This window comes from Bacillus sp. UNC125MFCrub1.1 (assembly GCF_000701305.1).
Taxonomy (GTDB): Bacteria; Bacillota; Bacilli; order Bacillales; family Bacillaceae; genus Bacillus; species Bacillus altitudinis.
In genome coordinates this window covers 18,604-39,089 of sequence record NZ_KL370769.1, presented here as the reverse complement: position 1 = coordinate 39,089, position 20,486 = coordinate 18,604, and the positions used below count along the sequence as shown (strand labels likewise).

Annotated in this window: 20 protein-coding genes and 1 riboswitch; of the genes, 2 read left to right on the top strand and 18 right to left on the bottom strand. The window is 40.5% G+C overall.

The features are described from left to right. Positions 1-38: 38 nt before the first annotated feature. The 12 genes from ypeB to N521_RS12965 form a co-directional block, all read right to left on the bottom strand. Positions 39-1,388 (bottom strand): germination protein YpeB, encoded by a 1,350-nt coding sequence (gene ypeB, locus N521_RS13020; RefSeq protein WP_035391640.1) that lies wholly within the window; start codon positions 1,386-1,388, stop codon positions 39-41. A gap of 16 nt (positions 1,389-1,404) precedes the next feature. Further along, positions 1,405-2,316: a spore cortex-lytic enzyme gene (sleB, locus tag N521_RS13015; RefSeq protein ID WP_035391637.1), complete on the bottom strand. Its 912-nt coding sequence runs from the start codon at positions 2,314-2,316 to the stop codon at positions 1,405-1,407. A 132-nt stretch (positions 2,317-2,448) separates the two neighbouring features. Beyond that, complete coding sequence (gene prsW, locus N521_RS13010) at positions 2,449-3,105, bottom strand: glutamic-type intramembrane protease PrsW (RefSeq protein ID WP_008344507.1); 657 nt, start codon at positions 3,103-3,105, stop codon at positions 2,449-2,451. A 155-nt stretch (positions 3,106-3,260) separates the two neighbouring features. Next, the gene (locus tag N521_RS13005; protein WP_035391634.1) at positions 3,261-4,232 is read right to left on the bottom strand and encodes a YpdA family putative bacillithiol disulfide reductase; all 972 of its coding nucleotides are present in this window, start codon (positions 4,230-4,232) and stop codon (positions 3,261-3,263) included. Between the two features lie 124 nt (positions 4,233-4,356). After that, the gene (locus N521_RS13000; protein ID WP_007500982.1) at positions 4,357-5,631 is read right to left on the bottom strand and encodes a Glu/Leu/Phe/Val family dehydrogenase; all 1,275 of its coding nucleotides are present in this window, start codon (positions 5,629-5,631) and stop codon (positions 4,357-4,359) included. 196 nt (positions 5,632-5,827) lie between these two features. Then, positions 5,828-6,406, bottom strand: a complete 579-nt coding sequence (locus N521_RS12995; protein ID WP_007500984.1) for a genetic competence negative regulator — start codon at positions 6,404-6,406, stop codon at positions 5,828-5,830. Positions 6,407-6,570: 164 nt separating this feature from the next. Next, a complete protein-coding gene (locus N521_RS12990) occupies positions 6,571-7,359 on the bottom strand; it encodes a metallophosphoesterase (RefSeq protein ID WP_017367513.1) in 789 nt (262 codons plus the stop codon). Between the two features lie 87 nt (positions 7,360-7,446). Further along, positions 7,447-7,899, bottom strand: coding sequence for a DUF2663 family protein (locus N521_RS12985; protein ID WP_007500988.1), 453 nt, complete (start codon positions 7,897-7,899; stop codon positions 7,447-7,449). Positions 7,900-7,963: 64 nt separating this feature from the next. Next, the gene (locus N521_RS12980) at positions 7,964-8,728 is read right to left on the bottom strand and encodes a LysM peptidoglycan-binding domain-containing protein (protein WP_019744027.1); all 765 of its coding nucleotides are present in this window, start codon (positions 8,726-8,728) and stop codon (positions 7,964-7,966) included. Next, on the bottom strand, positions 8,673-9,314 hold the full coding sequence (locus N521_RS12975; RefSeq protein WP_019744028.1) for a CPBP family intramembrane glutamic endopeptidase: 642 nt from the start codon (positions 9,312-9,314) through the stop codon (positions 8,673-8,675). Before N521_RS12975 ends, N521_RS12980 begins: the two co-directional genes overlap by 56 nt. Continuing rightward, positions 9,311-10,819 (bottom strand): RecQ family ATP-dependent DNA helicase, encoded by a 1,509-nt coding sequence (locus N521_RS12970; protein ID WP_035391632.1) that lies wholly within the window; start codon positions 10,817-10,819, stop codon positions 9,311-9,313. The genes N521_RS12975 and N521_RS12970 overlap by 4 nt, the downstream gene beginning before the upstream one ends. Continuing rightward, the gene (locus tag N521_RS12965) at positions 10,812-11,864 is read right to left on the bottom strand and encodes a YpbB family protein (protein ID WP_035391630.1); all 1,053 of its coding nucleotides are present in this window, start codon (positions 11,862-11,864) and stop codon (positions 10,812-10,814) included. Before N521_RS12965 ends, N521_RS12970 begins: the two co-directional genes overlap by 8 nt. 268 nt (positions 11,865-12,132) lie before the next feature. Here N521_RS12965 and N521_RS12960 point away from each other — a divergent pair, with 268 nt between their 5' ends. Continuing rightward, entirely contained in the window at positions 12,133-12,381 is a 249-nt protein-coding gene (locus N521_RS12960) for a ferredoxin (RefSeq protein ID WP_008344492.1), read from the top strand. A gap of 33 nt (positions 12,382-12,414) precedes the next feature. Here the strand turns inward: N521_RS12960 and N521_RS12955 are convergent, their stop codons facing one another. Then, complete coding sequence (locus tag N521_RS12955; protein WP_008344490.1) at positions 12,415-12,996, bottom strand: ECF transporter S component; 582 nt, start codon at positions 12,994-12,996, stop codon at positions 12,415-12,417. Positions 12,997-13,145: 149 nt separating this feature from the next. Next, a riboswitch (FMN riboswitch) is annotated at positions 13,146-13,278 on the bottom strand. A gap of 287 nt (positions 13,279-13,565) precedes the next feature. Between N521_RS12955 and serA the strand changes: the two genes are divergently transcribed. Next, the gene (gene serA, locus N521_RS12950) at positions 13,566-15,140 is read left to right on the top strand and encodes a phosphoglycerate dehydrogenase (protein ID WP_008344488.1); all 1,575 of its coding nucleotides are present in this window, start codon (positions 13,566-13,568) and stop codon (positions 15,138-15,140) included. 33 nt (positions 15,141-15,173) lie between these two features. Here serA and N521_RS12945 read toward each other — a convergent pair whose 3' ends face one another. The 5 genes from N521_RS12945 to N521_RS12925 form a co-directional block, all read right to left on the bottom strand. Beyond that, on the bottom strand, positions 15,174-15,821 hold the full coding sequence (locus tag N521_RS12945) for a M23 family metallopeptidase (RefSeq protein ID WP_035391628.1): 648 nt from the start codon (positions 15,819-15,821) through the stop codon (positions 15,174-15,176). 297 nt (positions 15,822-16,118) lie between these two features. Continuing rightward, complete coding sequence (locus N521_RS12940) at positions 16,119-17,225, bottom strand: hypothetical protein (RefSeq protein ID WP_017367519.1); 1,107 nt, start codon at positions 17,223-17,225, stop codon at positions 16,119-16,121. After that, entirely contained in the window at positions 17,185-17,745 is a 561-nt protein-coding gene (sigX, locus tag N521_RS12935; protein ID WP_007501006.1) for an RNA polymerase sigma factor SigX, read from the bottom strand. The genes N521_RS12940 and sigX overlap by 41 nt, the downstream gene beginning before the upstream one ends. Positions 17,746-17,947: 202 nt before the next feature. Continuing rightward, complete coding sequence (locus N521_RS12930; RefSeq protein ID WP_008344481.1) at positions 17,948-19,729, bottom strand: ATP-binding protein; 1,782 nt, start codon at positions 19,727-19,729, stop codon at positions 17,948-17,950. Further along, a complete protein-coding gene (locus N521_RS12925) occupies positions 19,726-20,448 on the bottom strand; it encodes a response regulator transcription factor (protein ID WP_003215596.1) in 723 nt (240 codons plus the stop codon). Before N521_RS12925 ends, N521_RS12930 begins: the two co-directional genes overlap by 4 nt. Positions 20,449-20,486 lie beyond the last annotated feature (38 nt).

Genomic DNA, 20,486 nt, shown 5'->3' with positions numbered 1-20,486 from the left:
AAGGAAAAGGCTTATTCGCCTTTTCCTCGCTTCCTTTTCTATAGGTCTTTATATATAGGTTCTGCATTTTTTAGTTTATCTACTCTTTCTTCTTTTCCAGTATCTGCATTAATGAACATTCGGTACGTGTCGTTTTTAATGGTTCCTAAAAACTCATAGCAGAGAACTTCCTCTGACATATCATTTTGAACAAGAGCTACATGTGTATCCTCGATCTTCACATGTTTATTTAAGGTCTTTTCAGCTTCTTTTCGAGAAATTTTTGGTGCTTTCATGTCACGTTTTCTGTGATTCATTAAATAGTCTTTCGCTGAGAATCCCACAACCTCTCCATCATCTAAAGCGACTTTCATTCGAATACTATCTGGATAAAGCAATACGTTATTCTGTAAAGGGACATAGGTAAATACGCCGATATTATCAAATTGTGCACTCTCATCTAAATGAAATGATTCAGTATCGAATCCATGCTTCTTTAAGAAACTTAGTGCTTTTTCTGAGGCATCATTTAAACTGATTTTTTGTTTGTTCACTTCACGGTTCTGAAGAAGATAAACAGGATGGCCTCCTTTTTCAGTCAAGTCTAAATAAAAGTTTGCCCGGTTGTCAGGGTCAGACATTGACAGGCTGTAGACATCACGGTTCGTTTTACTCCCACTTTTTCTCACCTTAAAATCTTGGTTATGGTCAGGCGCAAATTGCTGGGCGATGCGGATCGCTTCTTTTTTTGAAATCTTTTGGCCTTTTAAGTGGTTGTAGCCTTGCGTTTCTGATTCAGTTGACACATTTGTAGGGCCGAGATCAACATCTGCAAACGCATCAGCATTTCTCTCAACGGTTTTCAATCCGTCAATGATGGTGTTGTCGTTTTTTCGATCTCCATCAGCCAGTGCCATTTCAACATCCATCCATTTTAAATTTTTGTTGAGTACGAGATGCTGCACTTGTCTAAGCTCGTTTTGAATATCTGCCGCTTGATCATATAAAGTGGTAATGGTTTTGTGTGTATCCTTGTTTAATGGTTCATCTGATAAAGATTTAAGTGACGATTTGTAGCTAAAGTCACCGACATTCGCTAGAAACTCTTCTGTTTTGTTAAAAGGCATCAATGTGAGCGGAAGCTGGCTGACATTGTTATGCGCTTCTGATGACATTCTCCATACATCTGCAAGTGCTGGAGATATAGATGTTTGGCTGTTCATCGCAAGTGTAGCGCCAAGTTTATCGTGCAGCTGATCGACTTGATACGTTAGATCATGGAAGGCTCTTTGATAGTTGTTCTCTGCATGAAGCAGTACTGCATCTTTTTCTTGATGCTCCTTATAGCCCCAGTATCCTGTTGAGATGACAGCAATTCCTAAAATAGCAATCAATATTCCTCTGATCATTTATTTACACCTCTTTTTATTCACAGAAAATATGTTTCCCGATTCGTTTAATTTGTGGCCTTCCCCAAATCCATGGGCTTGTTGCTGTATCAGGATTAAAGTAATAAACGGCGCTTTCAGATGGGTCCCAGCCATTAATGGCATCAAATACTGCCTTTTTAGCGGTTTCATTTGGCGCCATATAAAATTGTCCATCTGCTACAGCGGTAAACGCAAGCGGTTCAAAAATGACACCAGCAATCGTGTTTGGAAAGGTCGGGTTGTTTAAACGGTTTAAGATGACGGCTGCGATCGCTACCTGTCCTTCATAAGGTTCACCTCTCGCTTCACTATAAACAGCTTGTGAAAGGAGCTGAATGTCATTGCTTGAAAAACCACCTGGCATGTTGGCTGCTGTTTGTTTCGGCGTTTGATTTGCTTGACCATTTCCTGACTGGTTTCCAGACGAGCTGTTTCCTCCGCTTTGACTTTTTTGATTCTCTTTTGCACCTTGTGCTGTCTTTTTTTGCGTGTTTCTTTGCGCAGGAGCCTTTGTTTGCTGATCAAGAGGTTTCCCGCCATAGTGCGTAAACTGATTCCCTTTTTGCAACTGCTGTTGCACAAACTCTTTATAGTATTTCGTCTTTTGAACTAATAGGCTTTTTGTTTTTTCCCCTACGAGTCCATCGACTTTCTTTACACCAAACTGGCTTTGAAAATTGCGCACGGCCCAGTAAGTTCCCCAGCCATACACCCCGTCTATTTTTCCATTGTAAAAACCATTGTATTGGAGCCTTGCCTGGAGCTCGACGACATCTTCTCCTGTAGCTCCCCGCTGAATCACTTGATTTGTGAAAGCTTCACTTTTTTCAGCTGTCATCAATGAAGACGCGAGCAGAACAATTGAGAAGATAAGGACGATTTGTTTCATGAAACGAGCTTTGTCCATATTTGATCCTCCTGTACTTTTGATGTTTGAATATATGTTTCTTCCGATCCCTATTTTTATACATTCATCACAGGAGGGAATTGGATGGAAAAGACAAAAAACGCCCTAAAGACGTATAGGACGTTTTCCAATTTAAATTTGTACCATCTTCACCGCACGGGCTTTTTTGGCTTTCCGCAGACCAAACCACCATAAAAAAATCATGAACGGTAACATAATATATCCCCAATTTTTCATGCCAAGAAGAATGAAATCATATAAGCCATGAAAAAGGATAGGAAGTATTAAAGAGAGAATCAGCCATTTTCGCTGCTCTTTTTTATCAGAGAAGCGAGCTTTACCTATATAAAACCCCATCACCACACCAAATAAAGCGTGGCTTGATACAGGCAGCAAGGCACGTGTAAACGCGTACTCTACCCCATGACCAACTAAGTACAGAATATTTTCAAGTGTCGCAAATCCAAGCGAGACACTTGTTCCATAGACAATCCCGTCATAGTGTTCATCAAACTGTACGTGCGCATAGACACTGACCATTAAAATAAACCACTTTAATGATTCTTCTAAAAAACCCGATGTCACAAATGAAATCACGATAGGATTCGTGGCGATATTTTCCTCTTGGAGGACATACTGAATAAACATGGTTGGAAACACAAGTATGACACCTAGCATAAAAGATCTGATGACCATATGAACCGGCTCATTGTCGTATTGATCTTTCAAATAAAAATAACTTAAAAGTGCGATGCCGGGAGCTAAACCTGCTGAAATGATTGCGATCATAATCAGACCTCTTTCCCTACATTATCCTTTATTATCGTACCACGAATCACCCCTTTTTTATATGACTCGAGCCCATTTTCCCAAAAATAATCTTCTATATAATCCCAATTTACACAAAAAAGAACTGAATCCCTTAGAAGGACCCAGTTCTTTTTTTACCCGTTGATTCTTTTGTTGATTTCTTCTGCAATTAACCCGCCATGAAATCTTCCATTTTCAATGAAAATTTCGTTGGCGTTGTTACCAGCTGCAATGACCCCTGCAATGAAAATACCTTCTACATTTGTTTCCATTGTTTGTTCATCAAATGCTGGGCGGCCTGATTCTGGATCGATTGTTACACCCATTTTTTCTAAAAATGAATGATCAGGATGATAACCTGTCATCGCAAACACATAATCACTTTTCACTCGATCCGTATGGCCCTGCTGGTTTGTAAAGACAATATCCTGTTCTGTGATTTCCTTCACCTCTGCACCGAACTCCATTCGAATGGTGCCATTTCGAACAAGCGCTTCAAACTCTGGTAAAATCCAAGGTTTGATGCTGGATGAATATTCAGTTCCTCTATATAAAACCGTCACCCTGCTTCCGCATTTCACAAGTTCCAGGGCAGCATCAACACTAGAGTTCTTCCCGCCGATCACCGTCACATCTTTATCAAAGTAGGGGTGTCCTTCTTTAAAATAATGATACACATGAGGAAGGTCTTCCCCTTTTACATTCATATAGTTAGGATGATCATAGTAGCCAGTCGCAATCACAACATAGTCACATGTATAGTCGTCTTTTGATGTATTTACCGTAAAACGGCCATCTTTTTTCGTCACAGCGTTTACCTTTTCAAAAGCATTCACACGAAGGCTTTTTCGTCTGACCACCTCTCGGTAATAGGAAAGCGCCTGAATACGAACGGGTTTCCGGTTTTCAGTGATAAAAGCGACGTCACCGATCTCAAGCTTTTCACTTGTACTGAAGAAGGTTTGGTGTGTAGGGTAATGATAAATACTGTTGACCACATTGCCCTTTTCAATCACAAGTGCATCAATCCCAATTTGCTTGAATGCAATGGCAGCTGATAGACCGCACGGGCCTCCTCCTATTATGATCGCTTTTTCTTGTTTCATTTGTTCCACTCCTGTCGTTTCACTGCAATAACAATTGCTGGGCTGTTTGATTCTTTGCATGATTCCATAAAAAAATCTCCTATTTAAGGATAGGAGATTTTAAGGCGCGATGCAAATAAGTCGCTTAAATCCAGCCTCTGAATCGAGAAGCTTCAGCCATTTTACGTACACCGACCATATATGCCGCTAGTCGCATATCAATACGGCGGTTTTGCGCCATTTCATAAATATTATTAAATGATTTCACCATCATATCTTCTAAACGAGTTTCCACTTCTTCTTCTGTCCAGTAGAACCCTTGGTTATTCTGAACCCATTCAAAGTATGAAACAGTCACTCCACCCGCACTTGCAAGTACGTCTGGAACAAGCAGTACACCACGATCTGAAAGAATTTTTGTCCCTTCCAATGTCGTTGGTCCATTTGCTGCTTCTACGACAATTTTGGCTTTAATGTTCGCCGCATTATCTTCTGTAATTTGATTTTCAATGGCTGCAGGTACTAAGATATCACAATCTAGCTCAAGCAGCTCTTGGTTTGTAATTGTATCATTAAATAATTTAGTGACGGTTCCAAAGCTGTCACGTCGGTCAAGCAAGTAGTCAATATCGAGACCATCTTCATCATACAAACCGCCGTAAGCATCTGAAATTCCTACGATTTTCGCTCCGGCATCATACATAAATTTAGCCAAGTAACTTCCTGCATTTCCGAATCCCTGAACGACAACACGAGCCCCATTGATGTCAATTCCTTTTTTCTTCGCCGCTTCTTTGATACAGATCGTTACACCTTTTGCCGTTGCAGTATCACGTCCATGTGAGCCTCCAAGAACAATTGGTTTTCCTGTAATAAATCCTGGCGAGTTAAATTCATCAATTCTAGAATACTCATCCATCATCCATGCCATGATTTGAGAGTTTGTAAACACATCTGGTGCTGGAACATCTTTTGTTGGTCCAACGATTTGGCTAATTGCGCGAACATAGCCGCGGCTTAGTTTTTCAAGCTCCCTAAATGACATTTCTCTTGGATCACAGATAATACCGCCTTTTCCTCCGCCATAAGGAAGATCCACAATACCACATTTTAAACTCATCCAAATTGAAAGCGCTTTTACTTCTTTTTCAGTAACGTTCGGGTGGAATCGAATTCCGCCTTTTGTTGGACCGACAGCATCATTATGCTGCGCACGATAACCAGTGAAAATTTTCACCGATCCATCATCCATACGTACTGGAATTTTGACCGTTAATAGGCGAATTGGCTCCTTCAGCAATTCATACACTTCTTGCGGATAGCCCAATTTATCAAGCGCTTTATGTATGACGGTTTGAGTTGACTTTAAAACATCTAGCTTATCTTCTGCGTTATGAGCGGCGTTTTGATCGGCTGCCATTAAAATAAACCCCCTAGAAATCTTTCATGATCTACTGCTCCCTTTCAAGCAATAGTATACACCTTCGTACTGGTAAAGCAAAGGTAAAAAGCGTTTTTTATCAAAATAAAATATCAGCGTTTATAAATATAAAAATGGATATAAAAAAATACTGTTGTTTCATCACAACAGTATTAAATATAATAGAAAAAAGTGATTAAAAATACAGTTGAATCGTTTTCACTGCATCTTCCTGCATGATCACTTTTCCGTATTCTTTTAACCGGTGAATGGTTAATGTCGTCGGTGAACCGAACTCCGCTAAAATAGAAATGACCGTATCTGCAGACAGTTCTTCGAAATCATCTAGGCTGAGAAAATATTGACCTTCATAATGGTAAACTGTACCCCCTAAAAGTCCAATACGACTTAAACTATGGGACAGTTGAATCACATCTTCAAACGAGGCAAATTGATAGAGCACATGCTTGCTCTCGTCGAGCTTGACTTGCATCTCAATGTAATCTTCATCAAACTCATCATCAGCATCTTCCTGCTGACTCTTTGTCACAATGACGACCATCCCCTGCGCCTGAAGAGAAAATACTTCAACAGCAATCGGTCCATTCGCTTCAAAACCGAGCTCCTGATTCGCTTCGTTCATCATGTCTTTAAACAGCTGATGAACTTTGAACGAATCTTTCCAAAGGTCTTCTTTCGTAAGACCTCGGTCTGTCAGATCATCTAGTGTGAGAAAAATTTTGATTTTATTATAATTCAGACGCTCTAGCCGCATAACGTTCCCTCCTGCCTCTTCTAACACACATCATACTGTAGTATATGAGATGATGAGTCATAGGTTCTTAATTTTGTATTCAGTTTACACTGTGTCAAGACGGAAGACAAGCATGAAGCTATGCTTACGGTGACTTTTATGGAAAATATTGATGGGGCATCAACTTAGCGCGTTTTTAGCGGCATTAAATAGATCAGATGGGTTTCTGGTTCTGCTCCAAGACGCATCGGAATCTTTGTTGTTCCGTAACCATTACTAATCAGAAAGAAAGCACCTTTGACTTGGCCTGTTCTTCCTTTTTCATACGGACCAAATTTCCCAATACGAATTTGCCCCCCATGGGTATGACCACTCAAAACAAGATCAATTCCCTCTTCTTCACTCATCAAGTGATGCACATCTGGGTTGTGTGATAAAAGGATATTCACATCTTCTTTGACAAACTCCGGCCGTATCGCTTCATAATCTGCTTTTTCAAGCCGGATATCATCGATTCCGCCTATTTTAATGGGCTGTCCTTCAAAATTCCACACAGCCGTCTCATTTTGCAATGTCGTCACCTGATAGGTATGGAGGATGTCTTTGAGTTTTTGCTGATGCAGCTCATGGTCATTATTCCCCCACACAAAATACACCGGGGCAATCCTTGCTAAACGTTTCACATTTTCTTCGACTCTAGCATAAGGGACTCCCTTTTCAGCTAAGTCCCCGCCGATCATAATGACATCAGGCTGCTGCTCTTTTACTTCCGCTAATAAAGTATCACTAATTAGACGGCGATGTGTATCAGAAATAAAGAAAATAACAGCAGGTCGATCTGACTGAAGTCCTTCTATTGTAAAGTAATGCTTTTTGATGTTGTTTTGTTTTGCCGTTTTCACCATTTTCGCTGTTACACACACACCTGTTGTCACAGCGGCTATGGCAGCAGTAAATCCGATGGCATATTTCATTATGAATGACTCCCTTGTATCAGCTTTCTTTTATAGGACGCTTGAATGAAAAAAGACGTTTCAACTGTTTAAACGTCTTTTGCTCATTTATTTACTTTCATAATAGAGATTGATATCATATTGCGTCTGCATGAAGTGGAAAACGGCCTCGCGCTCTTTCCATTGATTTGATTGAGGCCATAAATCTGTGCTTTTCTGTATAATTTCACATCTGAGCTTATGATATTCATCCTCAGCCTTTTCTTCTTTTTTCTTATAATAATACGATGCGTAAAAAGCAAACACTTCAGCCATGATCCAAAACAGAAACACCTCATGGCCAAGCAATGTGGCAATCATCGCTTCCGGCTGCAGGGAGCCCCCGCTATTAGCTGTTATCACAAAATAAAACAGAAGAATCGCAAGTGATAAAAGGGCTGTCCATTGCCACCTTTTGCATTGTTTTGCAAATCCCTCGTATTTGCGCTTCCTTTTGATCAATGTTTCAATCATTTTCTGTGTCGGCTGATCCATATAGCGGCTGATTGCGTGCAATGTCATCACATACACCCTTGTCCCTTTTTTCTACATATGTATGTGCTTTTCGATTCATTCATGTCAAATATTAATTTTCTAATGGGATATTCAATACTTGTCCGCTGTACACGCTATTCCCTTTTAAATGATTGTAAGCTCGAATTTTCTCTTCCCCTGATCGGTTTTGATAGTACTTCATGGAAATTCGATACAAGTTTTCCTCTGGTCCAACAGTATGCTGCACGACACGAACAGGCTTTTCTTCCTGCTTCTTCTTCTCTTCTGCTTCTTTTCGCTTTTTTTCTTCTTGCTGTTTTTGAAGAGCGAGCTGTTGCTGCTCACGCTTTTTTGCAGCTTCGGCCTTTTCACGCTCAGCCTTCTCTTTAGCGGCTTGTTCTTTTTTCTTTTGCTCTGCTTTTTCTTTTGAACGCTGCTTTTCTTTATCAGCATCTTTCTTTTTCTTCTCATCATCAGACGCATCCGCTTTGTCAGCGCTTGAATCATTTTTTGTTTCAACAAGTGCTGACGGGACTGGATCTGTGTCAGCACTCGATGTTTTATCAATATAAACACCTTGATTGTTGTTATCGTTAATTTCCTTTGATGTGTAATAAATCAACAGGAAGAAAACCGTGACGACAATAATAGGAAAGATAATAGCCAGTGTCGTAAACAATGGATTACGCACCTTTTTGGTTCGCTGCTTTTTATATTCATGAAAGTCTTCTCTTGTAGGAAAGTGAGAGTCATCTGAAGGATGCACTTTTTCTTCTTCAAGATTTTCCTCTACATCATCATCATGAATGTTTGTCAGCTGCTGCTTTTTTCTCTTCATTCTCGACATTTCTTCCATGTTCATCCCTCCCCCAATATTTAAAACGAATTTGACATGCAAAGACTAAGTCAATGACAAAGTGTGTCATGACAGGAACGAATAAATTCCCTGTCCACTCGTATAAAAGTCCTAAAAAAATACTAATAGAAACCACAAGGATAAACAAGAGTATTTTTGACAAGTAGCGAAAGTGAAGAAGTGCAAACACAATGCTTGCAATCTCCAGTCCAAATTGCTGCTGAACGATCCCGCGAAATAAAATTTCTTCTGAAAAGGCAATGAGCAGCGTTAACCAAACAATATGCGGGATGCTGCGGTTTTTGAACATTTTTTCATTTAATCCGCCATCATCATACATATGAGCTGGAAACACCTTCATGACAATAGCGTCGACAATAATCACAAGCAAAGCGCCGCCAATTCCGTAAGTCAGGATACGCATATCTCGGATCTGCCATAGGGCTGTAAAATCAGTCCAATGATCAAACATAAACATCCCTAGTAAAAAAGAGACAATCAGCATGAGCAGCTGTGTGAAATACAACTGTTCTACTACTTGTCGATCGGTTAATTTTTCAATAATACGGCGATGTTGTTCAATCAATGCTGCGCCTCTTTTGTCAGATGAAATAGACGATCCAGCTCGGTCTTCCAGTGTTTCATTTCATTCAGCTCCAATGGTTGATCTTTTTTTTCGTAATCAGACAGGTCAAGTCCGCATGAAGAGCAGCAGTTCCCAAAGGAAGCGTCCTCCGTTAGATCAAGCTGCTCATCAAAGTATGATAACAGAGATTGCCTAAAGCAGCGATGGCCAGTGATATGCTCTTTAAACTGCCACACTTTTTTTAGCTTTTCTGTTTGTCTATCCTGCAGCTTTTCTTTCAGCTTCTTCATGAGTAAACGGGGCTGTTCAGTTTGGTACATCGTGTAATAATGCGAGAGCATTCGCGCGCGCGTCTCCTGAAGCCCTGCTTCCATCAATTGTTCACGTAATTTCTTTTCATCATTGATCGGCATTTGTGATAATCGGGCTAAGAAAAAATCAATTTCCGGGTCATCAAATCCTTCTGCTTGAATCAAATGACTTTGAATATCCGCATCCTCTTCTGTATATAAAAGAACGCTCACACTATTTTTCCCGTCCCGTCCAGCTCTTCCAATTTCCTGCATAAATGCTTCAATTGACTGAGGCGGACTCATATGAATCACAAAGCGTATATTTGCTTTATCAATTCCCATTCCAAAAGCACTTGTACAGCAAATGAGATCAATTTGACCGCTGATAAATTGCTGCTGGATCAGCATGCGGTCCCCTGACTCCATTCCGCCATGATAAAACTCTACACGTTGATGCGTTTTTTGTTTCACCAAACGTGAAATATCTTCTGTCATTTGCCGGGTCGGACAATAAATCAGCCCAGGCCCTTGAAGGGTTTCCACAAGCTCAAGTGCTCGTTTCTCTTTTGCTTCTTTCGTTTCATGCGCCTCTTTTAATAGTGCAATATTCGGCCGGTTAACTGAATGAATATGAACCTCTGGATGCTCTAGCCGCAACGTTTGCACAGTATCTTTTAAGGTTTGTTTCGTCGCAGTTGCCGTTAGTGCTAAGGCGACAGGATTACCGAGCGCTTCCCTCCATTCCCCAAGCTTGGAATATTCCGGGCGGAAATCATGTCCCCATTCCGATATACAGTGAGCTTCATCTACAACGAATAGACCAACATGCATCGCTTTGAGCTGCTCTACCAATACCTCTGACATAAGCGCCTCAGGTGCGACAAATAAAAATTTATATGATGGCAAATGCCGAATAATATGTCTTCTTTCCTGAAAGGACAGTGTACTGTTAAGCGCAGCCACTCGCTTTTCACCGCGCATTTTCATGCGTTCCACTTGATCTTCCATGAGTGATAAAAGAGGTGAAATGATCAGCACTAACCCGTCTGTCAAATAGCCCGGAATTTGATAACAAAGTGACTTCCCGCCACCAGTAGGAAGCATGGCAACCGTATCTTTTTGTTGAAGTACACTTCGAATAATGTCCTCCTGACCTGTTTTGAAGGCATCATAACCAAAATATCGCATCAGCGTCTGATGAAGCTTATCCATTTGCTTTCACCATCCTTGTCAATGCCAATCGTATTTGAAAATAAGTAAATGAATGCTCGAGACTTTCTTTGATCAGCTTCATCTTGTTGGTTTGGAGCTGACCGGCTACCTCATGTATCGCCTGTTGAGCTTCACTGCTGACATATGGTTCGATCGAGAAGCTCGGCTCATGTATCGAGAGCTCCACAATATGATCTTCAATTGTCGCTTTTTTTAATGAACGAATATGAGCAATTTGATCAATACTGAACCCTTTTTGTACAAGCTCAAGCGTTTTATGGGTAGAGGTGGTCAGCACACGTTTGAATTGAAGATCATCTATCATTCGCTGGATGATCGGTGCCTCACCTTTTTGCGCACATTGAATAAAATAATGGAGCACATTCCAAAAAAGCAAGTAAACATACCATACATCTTCTTTCATCCATTCCGCCATTTGCTGGTATGTCCGTCCGATTCTTTCATTGGAAGTCAATGAATAAACAAAAAGCAGTGCCTCTTGATCAGTTAAATGAGCAAGAAGTGTTTCAAGCTCATGATGGATATCTTCAGAAAGCTTTTTCTTCTGGTGATATTGCGAGAAGAAGGATTTTGTCCAGTTTTGAACCGATATATCTCTTTGAATCGGCACATAGTGTTGTGACCGCGCTGCATGATGTGAAAGGACCTGCACAAGTAAAGACAGCCTCATCCATAACACCTTTGCTTTATCATGATACTTGGCACCATCAAAATAAACTGGCATTGGTTTTTCAGTGAAACACTGCCTGAGCATACTTATTCCTGCATCTGTGGCAATGAATGCATCCCCTGTCTTTCTGATGAAGTTCTGCTCTTTTAGCCTTTGTACAGAGCGGTCCAACTGATCCCTCGTAAAAGCTGGATAGCAGCCGAAGTAGCTAGAAAGCTGAAACAAACTTGCATCCTGTATCGTTTGTGATGATTTTTTTCCTTTAAAAAGATGGTAGACAGCACTAATGGAGCGTTCGCCGTTCAATTTATGTACGCTGTCCATCAACATGACATCCAAGTAATGAATCGTCATTGACCAAAGCACCTGTCTTCCTGACAAAATTCGAATATTTTCTCCCTTTATTTTAACAGATTTCATTGAAGAAGAAATGTTTAAACTCAATTAATGGGGGAAAGTTATGAACAAACCCTTATGTGATAAGCATTCTCAATCACTTTACAGTTGAAATGTGAATTTAAAATCATTACAATAAGGTTTGAGGAAATTGGTTTTTTATCGGTGAAACTAAAAAGGTTAAACCATTTGTTCCATCGAACAATCTGGGAGGTATTTTTTTAACATGGCAAAATATACAATTGTAGACAAAGACACATGTATTGCTTGCGGCGCATGCGGTGCAGCTGCTCCAGACATTTATGATTATGATGATGAAGGCATTGCATTTGTCACGCTTGATGACAATCAGGGGACTGTAGAAGTTCCAGAAGTACTTGAAGAAGATATGCTTGATGCATTTGAAGGTTGCCCAACTGACTCAATCAAAGTTGCGGACGAAACTTTCGATGGTGATCCACTTAAGCATGAATAGGATAAAAGCCCCTTTAAAAGGGGCTTTTTTATATTAACTATTTTGAAGTCGGCGTTTATTTTCAAACCACGGACGCATTTTGACAAAAATGAAACTAAAGACGATGGTGATGATGATTCCTTTAATCAGGTTAAAAGGCAAGATCCCTGCTGTAATGGTTGCCTTTAGCACATGATCTGACAGGACGGGTGCATTCAAAAACCATGTATAAGCAGGAAGGAACAAGAAATAGTTTAAGATGCTCATCATGACTGTCATCAGTAATGTTCCGAGAATCATGGACCACGCTAACCCTCTTGCTGATTTAATCTTTTTAAAAATAAAAGCCACCGGTAAGATGAATAGTACTCCTGCTGTAAAATTCGCTACTTGATCCACAGGAACACCGGACATGCTACCATGAATGAGGTAGTGCAGTAGATTCTTTAAAGCTTCAACAGCAATCCCAGCACCTGGCCCATAAATTAAAATCGCAATAATCGCAGGAATATCACTAAAATCAATTTTTAAATACCCAGGAAGCCCAGGGAAAGGGAAATTCAATAACATTAATACAAATGCGATACTGCTAAGCATGCTGATGACAACTAAACGTTTTACTTTACTTTGATTCAATATTCTCTCTCCTTTTCGATCAAATCTTTCGAAAAGAGGATTGTTCAATTTTAGCCACAAAAAAACCGCTCTGAATACATACACAGGAGCGGGAAATTTAGGCTACACAAATAAACGTATAAACAGACATGTTTTCAACGTTTACGAACCTCCATCTTCTCCCATCCAGACTATACTGTCGGCTTCGGAATCACACCGAATCCTGCCAAAAAAGGCTCGCGGGCTTAGAGACTATGTCTCATCACCGCCGGTAGGGAATTACACCCTGCCCCGAAGATTGATCATTATTCAATTCGACATCATTATATATGATATATGAGCATTTGTACAGATAAAAATCCTGAGCAAATTCATCAGTTTTAAGAAATCGTAAAAAACCTAAAATTTATAATGACAAATGCGTAAAAATTGGTTATCTTTTGTTTAAAGGTGTCCATTCTTGATCAAGACACTAAAAAATGTTCGTGTTTTCTTTTTCGCTTTACTGCTTTAATTTGATTGACACAGCGAAAAGGAATATGGTAAATTATCAGATATTTATGACGTTTATTTTAGGAGGAAATCTTACGATGTTTCGAGTATTAGTCTCAGATAAGATGAGCAATGATGGTCTTTTACCACTATTAGAATCAGATTTTGTTGAAATTGTTCAAAAAAATGTAACAGAAGCAGAAGATGAATTACACACGTTTGATGCCTTACTTGTCAGAAGTGCCACAAAAGTAACAAAAGAACTTTATGAAAAAATGACTTCATTAAAAATTGTTGGCCGTGCCGGTGTGGGAGTCGACAACATTGACATTGATGAAGCAACAAAACACGGTGTGATTGTCATCAATGCACCAAATGGAAATACGATTTCAACGGCAGAGCATACGTTTGCGATGATCTCATCTCTCATGCGTCATATTCCTCAAGCGAATATTTCTGTTAAATCAAAAGAATGGAACAGAGGCGCATATGTCGGTGCTGAGCTTTACGGAAAATCTCTTGGGATTGTTGGCTTAGGCAGAATTGGAAGTGAAATCGCCCAGCGTGCAAGAGCATTTGGCATGACGGTCAACGTATTTGACCCTTTCCTCACAAAAGAACGTGCCGAAAAAATTGGTGTCAATGCAAAATCACTTGATGAAGTGCTTGAAGTATCAGATATTATTACGGTACATACACCTTTAACAAAAGAAACTAGAGGACTTCTCAATAAAGAAACAATCGCAAAAACGAAAAAAGGTGTTCGTCTAGTAAACTGTGCACGCGGCGGCATCATTGACGAACGAGACCTTCTTGAAGCACTTGAAAATGGTCATGTCGCAGGGGCTGCTCTCGATGTATTTGAAGTAGAACCACCTACTGAGAATCCACTTGTGGATCATCCAAACGTCATTGCCACTCCGCATCTTGGTGCATCTACAAAAGAAGCACAATTAAATGTGGCGGCACAAGTCTCTGAAGAAGTTCTTCAATTTGCAAAAGGACTCCCGGTCATGTCATCTATTAATCTACCAGCGATGACAAAAGACGAGTTCAAAAAAATCCAGCCTTATCATCAATTTGCAGGAAAACTTGGACGTCTTGTTTCTCAATCGATGAGAGAACCTGTAAAAGAAGTCAGCATTTCATATGAAGGATCTATCGCAAAACTCGAAACATCATTTATTACAAAAAGTCTGCTTTCTGGCTTTTTGAAAGAGCGTGTCGATTCGACTGTAAATGAAGTCAATGCTGGTATGGTGGCAAAAGAACGTGGCATTAGCTTTAGCGAGAAAATTTCTTCAAGCGAATCTGGCTATGAGAACAGCATTTCCATTGAAGTCAAAGGTGACCTTTCCACCTTTACATTAAAAGCAACGTATATCCCGCATCTAGGTGAGCGTGTCGTTTCTATTAATGGTTTCAATATTGACTTTTACCCAGATGGGCACCTTGTCTATATTCAGCATACTGACGCACCTGGTGTCATCGGTCAAGTTGGAAAAATTTTAGGCGACCACGATGTGAACATTGCGACAATGCAAGTAGGCCGTAAAGAAAAAGGCGGCGAAGCCATCATGATGCTTTCTTTTGATAAGCACCTTGAAGATGAAATTGTCCAAACGTTAACTAAAGTGAGCGATATTCTTTCTGTACGTCTGATTGACCTATAAAAAAATGGTAAACCTCATGCAAAAGCATGAGGTTTATTTTGTTGAAACGATTAAACGTTCACCTGTACGTATGAGATGCGTTGTCAGTGCATTGATTTTCTTCAATTGATCAACGGTCATTTGATGTGCTTTAGCAATAGACCAGAGCGTGTCCCCTCGTTGTATGACATATGTATGTTTCTCATATCCATCTACATGGAGGGCTGGCTCTTGGAAACGATCTCTTGCAATGATTGTGAGCGGATCTACTGCATCTTCTTTACTAACTGACCAATTACCCCTGTGCACCTCAAAATGCAAATGAGTGCCCCTAGAGGCGCCTGTGTTGCCTATGATGCCGATCGGCTGCCCTGTTTGTACATGGTCACCATTCTTTACAAAACGCGCATTTAAATGCGCATAGACGGTTTCATATCCATTTGGATGCCGAATAAATACAACTTCACCATATGTAGCAGATACATAGGAACGAGTAACCACACCTTCGCTAGCAGCAAAAATGGATTCTCCTTCTGGTGCAGCAATGTCTAACCCCTTATGCGAACCACCTCTTGTCCCAAACAAATCAGTGACTTCACCTTTGATTGGTTCCACCCACTCGGTTGTTTTCTCTGCATGGGCAAACGGTGATAAGGTCAAGAACAAGAAACAGCTAGCACATATGTAGCAATACCTTTTCATCAGTGACTTCCCTTCTTTGAAGTTCTTTTCATGACAGCTTAGTATACCTCAAGGAAGCCCTTTTCTATACATGAAAAAAGAACGCAATAAGTTGCGTCCTCAGATTGTTGACAAAGGGCTAAAATGAACTTGATTTTAGCCCTTTGTCTTCGTTTCAGCGTGATAGAAAACCTTTGCAGTCTAGGAAGGACGAGCACCGGAGCAGAGTGAATTTGGCATTCGTGAGCACCGGAGCGCAGGACTGACAAAGAATGCGAGGGTTTGTCTACACGCTGAGAACGCAATAAGTTGCGTCCTTTAGCGTTCTTTGATAACAACTGGGTTTGGCAGTGCCGGTACCTCTAGCGGTTCTTTTAATTCATATGGGCCTACTTGATCTGTTCCTGCATTTTGTATTGTGACATCTGTAAAACCGAAATCTTTCGCTGTGAGCAGCAGTCCTTCAATAAGTAAAATATGATCAATTGAGTCCGTTAATTGTGCTGATGCTCCAAACGTGATGGTTGCATGTTTTCCTTTTGATGTCACCTTTTGAATAGGCTCTTCTTTAATGAGTGGATCGAGTCCTGCATCATTCGCCCGCTTCATCGCCTCTACCGCATCTTTATAAGAAGGATAATCATCTTTTGAGGGCACCAAAAATGTTCCGCTCTTATTTTCTAAAACGTAGTAAGCGTGCTTTGTTTGTTTATTAATTGAAATGGTACCTAGACGGCCATTCGTCCCTAATTGAAGGTGCGAGCCATTGACAGACTTGACCTGTACTTGTTTATATTGGCTCCATTTTAACGTTTCTTTTACCATGTCTTTAAAACGGTTGGCTTCTTTTAATGTATCAAGAGACAAATCATTTTTCAGCTGAAAAATCAGTGTATCCCCTTTTTCACTCACATCCACCATATCCATATAGGCTTGAAGAGGTTTTGTCATTTCAGGCAGCTCCAGTTTTTCATATGTATCAAGAAGCGCCTGCACATCGTCATGCTTATTTTCTTTTTGAATACTGATTGGGACAACTTGAGAAGTCGATTCATCTATGTATGAAATCGTCATATACTTTTCTTTGTCAGATGCATAAGCAACATGTGAAGGATCATTTGTGTTTTTTACCGCCTCTAATGTAGCATTCACCTGTCCTTTTTCAGCACTCGAGTCCATTTTCACTTTCTTTATATCTTGAGCAGCCGGCTGAAATAAATGAGGAGAAATCAAAAACGCCATAAATAAGACCACAACGGTTGCGACCGCTGGACCGATCCATCTGGCACTTTTCTTTTTCTTCCCGCTTGCCATCAGCATTTGCTGGTAAATCTGCTTAGATGAACGGTTGTCCTCCACCTTTGGAAGCTGACTGAGTAATACTTTAATTCGTTCTTCGCTCCAATTGGACCTGTTCGTTTTCATTCACTAGCTCCTCCTTCAAAAGCTCCATATGTTTTCGGAGCACTTTCAGGCCTCGGTGCTGCGTTGTTTTGACTTTGCTTTCCGAGAACTTTAGCGCCTTGGCCGTCTCCATGATTGAGTAGCCTTGGATAAACCTTAAAATGATGACGGCTCGTTGATCAATGGTGCAATGATCAAGTGCGGCATAAATTTCTTTGATATTTTCATCCTGTACAGCCAATTCATCTGGGAGCAGGTCTGGATCTTTTACATCCTGTTTATCCCAATCAAACGTGCCGAGCACCCGTTGTCTGATGGTTTGCTGTTTGCGAAACCAGTCAATTGCCACATGCCTTGCAATTGAAAACAGCCATGTTTTCTCGCTGCTTCTTCCTTCAAAAGTTTTATATGAGTGAAGTACCCGAATGTAAACCTCCTGCACGAGATCCTCTGCCTGATTTTTATCTTTTACCATATAAAATAAAAATTGGTACAAATCTTGATGGTACGAATCATATATTTTTTGAAAGGTTTCATGCATAGGAAACCCCTCCGTTCACTTATTTTTGTCGAGTGACTCTCACAAAACGTTACATTACAACTTTATGACAAATATATTACAAGATCGACAATTTGGAAAGGGCTTTTAGTTTAACTTCTCCTTAAAAATATGAAAATAGAAAAAACACTTCATTTTCTTTCGAAAAGAAGTGTTTCTCATGTAACAAGATTCTTCGTCAAGATTAGACGAGTTCCTGCTTTTTTTTCGGAATATAGAAAGTGAAGTGAGTACCTGTTCCAGCTTTACTATGTGCATGAATGGAGCCTTGATGCGCTTCTACGATGTTCTTCACAATCGCAAGGCCCAGCCCCGTACCGGAACGTCCTCTTGTTCTTGCTTTATCTGCTTTATAGAACCGTTCAAAAATAAATGGGAGATCCTCTTCAGGAATGCCGCTTCCCGAATCTTTCACATCCATCTTGAGCCCATTTTCCACCGATTGAACTGAGAAGTGAACTTCTCCGCCTTCTGGTGTATGACGAATGGCATTATCGATGAGATTTGTAAAAACCTGTTCTATTTTATCTGGATCAAATACAAAATACGGTTCTTCTACTTGAATTTCATACGTCAGGTTGATTTGTTTTTCTTTCGCAATTCCAAGGAATTTACGGTAGATTTTTTCAGTCAGCTCTTCTGTATCAGTTGATTCAAGATTCAGTGTAATATGACCAGCTTCCATACGTGCGAGATCGAGAAGATCATTCACAAGACGCCCCATTCGAAGTGATTCATCATAGATAATTTGGGCAATCTCTTTCTTTTCCTCTTCTGATCCGGCAATGTCATCGACAATCGCTTCACTATAGCCCTGGAGCATAGCAATAGGTGTGCGGAGTTCATGACTAACATTTGCAATGAAGTCTTTTCTTAGCTTATCCAGTCTTCTCTCTTCTGTCATATCGCGAAGTACCGCTACCGCTCCTCTGACATCTTGCTGGTTATAAAGCGGAGACATGAGAAGAACCCAAGTACGCCCTTGCAGCGTGACTTCGATCATTTGCTCTTTTTCCGTACTGACGGCAGTATGAAACAATTCACGCGCTTCTGGCGGCAGTTCATCCCCATCTTTGATCTTCATATTTTGCTCGTAATACCAAGCCTGCAAGAATCTTTCTGCAGGAGGGTTTGTCATGAGAATCGTTCCATCAATATTGATCGTGATGACACCGTCTGCCATACTGCTGAGAATGTTGGACAGATGTTCTTTTTCTTGATTTAAAGCGGTTATATGAAATTTAAGCTGCTTACCCATTTGATTAAAGGCGATCGCCAGTTCCCCAATTTCATCTTGCGTTAAAATAGGAATCTTTGTATCAAATTTCCCTTTCGCCAAATCTTGTGCTCCCTCTCTCATCTTTCTGAGAGGATAGGTGACACGAGTGGATAAGAAGAAAGCGAAAATCGTCGTCAGCACAATCGCAATTCCGGCTGCGAGGAAGATATAACGCGTCGTATGTTTTGTTGTCTGCTCTACTGCGAGGAGGGATTGAGAAAGAAAGACCATTCCTTTCTTTCCGTTCGCCTCGTAAGGAACACCTACTACAATGCGTTCATCCTTCTGATTGCCTGTATCAGATTCAGCTCGTTTACTGATTTTTTTTCGTTGTGTCAGTGCTTTGTTCAAATCTTTGTCTGCTTCAATTTGTTCTTTTGTGATCGCAGGAAGCTTGCCGCCTTTTTCAGACGAATACCATTCTAGTCCATCCTCTTGAACAATCGCGATACTTGTCAATTTATCAGCTAGTTCTGATGTAATCGATCTTGCAAGCGATTGATCCTCATGGCTTTCTAAAATGACTGCTACTTTGTTGGCCATTTGTGTTAAATCAGACTTTGCTTCTTCCACATGGTAATTCTCAATGAACTCTAAAAGAAGCACAGTTAAAATCGATAAAACAATGAGCACGAGGAAAAGAATGGTTAACCATAGCTTTCCTACGACACTTTTCCACAGCTTCATTCAGCGCCGACCTCAAATTTGTACCCGACACCCCATACTGTCACGATTTTTTTCGCTGCTTCTGGTGACACTTTATTTAGTTTTTCGCGAAGCCTTTTGACGTGGGTATCCACTGTTCTCAGATCCCCAAAGAATTCATACTGCCACACTTCTTTGAGAAGCTTTTCCCTGTCATAGACCTTATCCGGCGTTTTTGCCAAGAAGTACAGAAGTTCGTATTCCTTCGGCGTGAGGCTGACTTCTTTTCCATCTGCTGTGACCCGGTGTGCGTCATGATCAATGGATAGATGAGAAAACACAAGAACATCTTTTGTGGTTGTTCCAGTATTAAGGTATGACGTTTGAGACGATCTTCTTAGCAGTGCTTTCACACGAAGAACCACTTCACGCGGGCTGAAAGGTTTGACGATATAATCATCCGTTCCTGCCTCAAAGCCTTGCACACGGTTAGCTTCCTCACCTTTTGCTGTCAGCATAATAATTGGTGTGGCTTTTTTATCTCGGATTTGATTACACACTTCAATCCCATCTGTCCCAGGCATCATTAAATCAAGCAAAATGAGGTCATAATCGGTTTGAAGTCCTTTTTGAATGGCTTCATCCCCATTTTCCGCTTCATCAATTTCATAATTTTCCCGTTCTAAATACATTTTTAAAAGGCGACGAATTCTTGCCTCATCATCGACGACTAATATTTTCGTTTGAGTTGTGTGTTCCATTAGACAATCCTCCTGCTTTCTCCGTTGTTACATACATT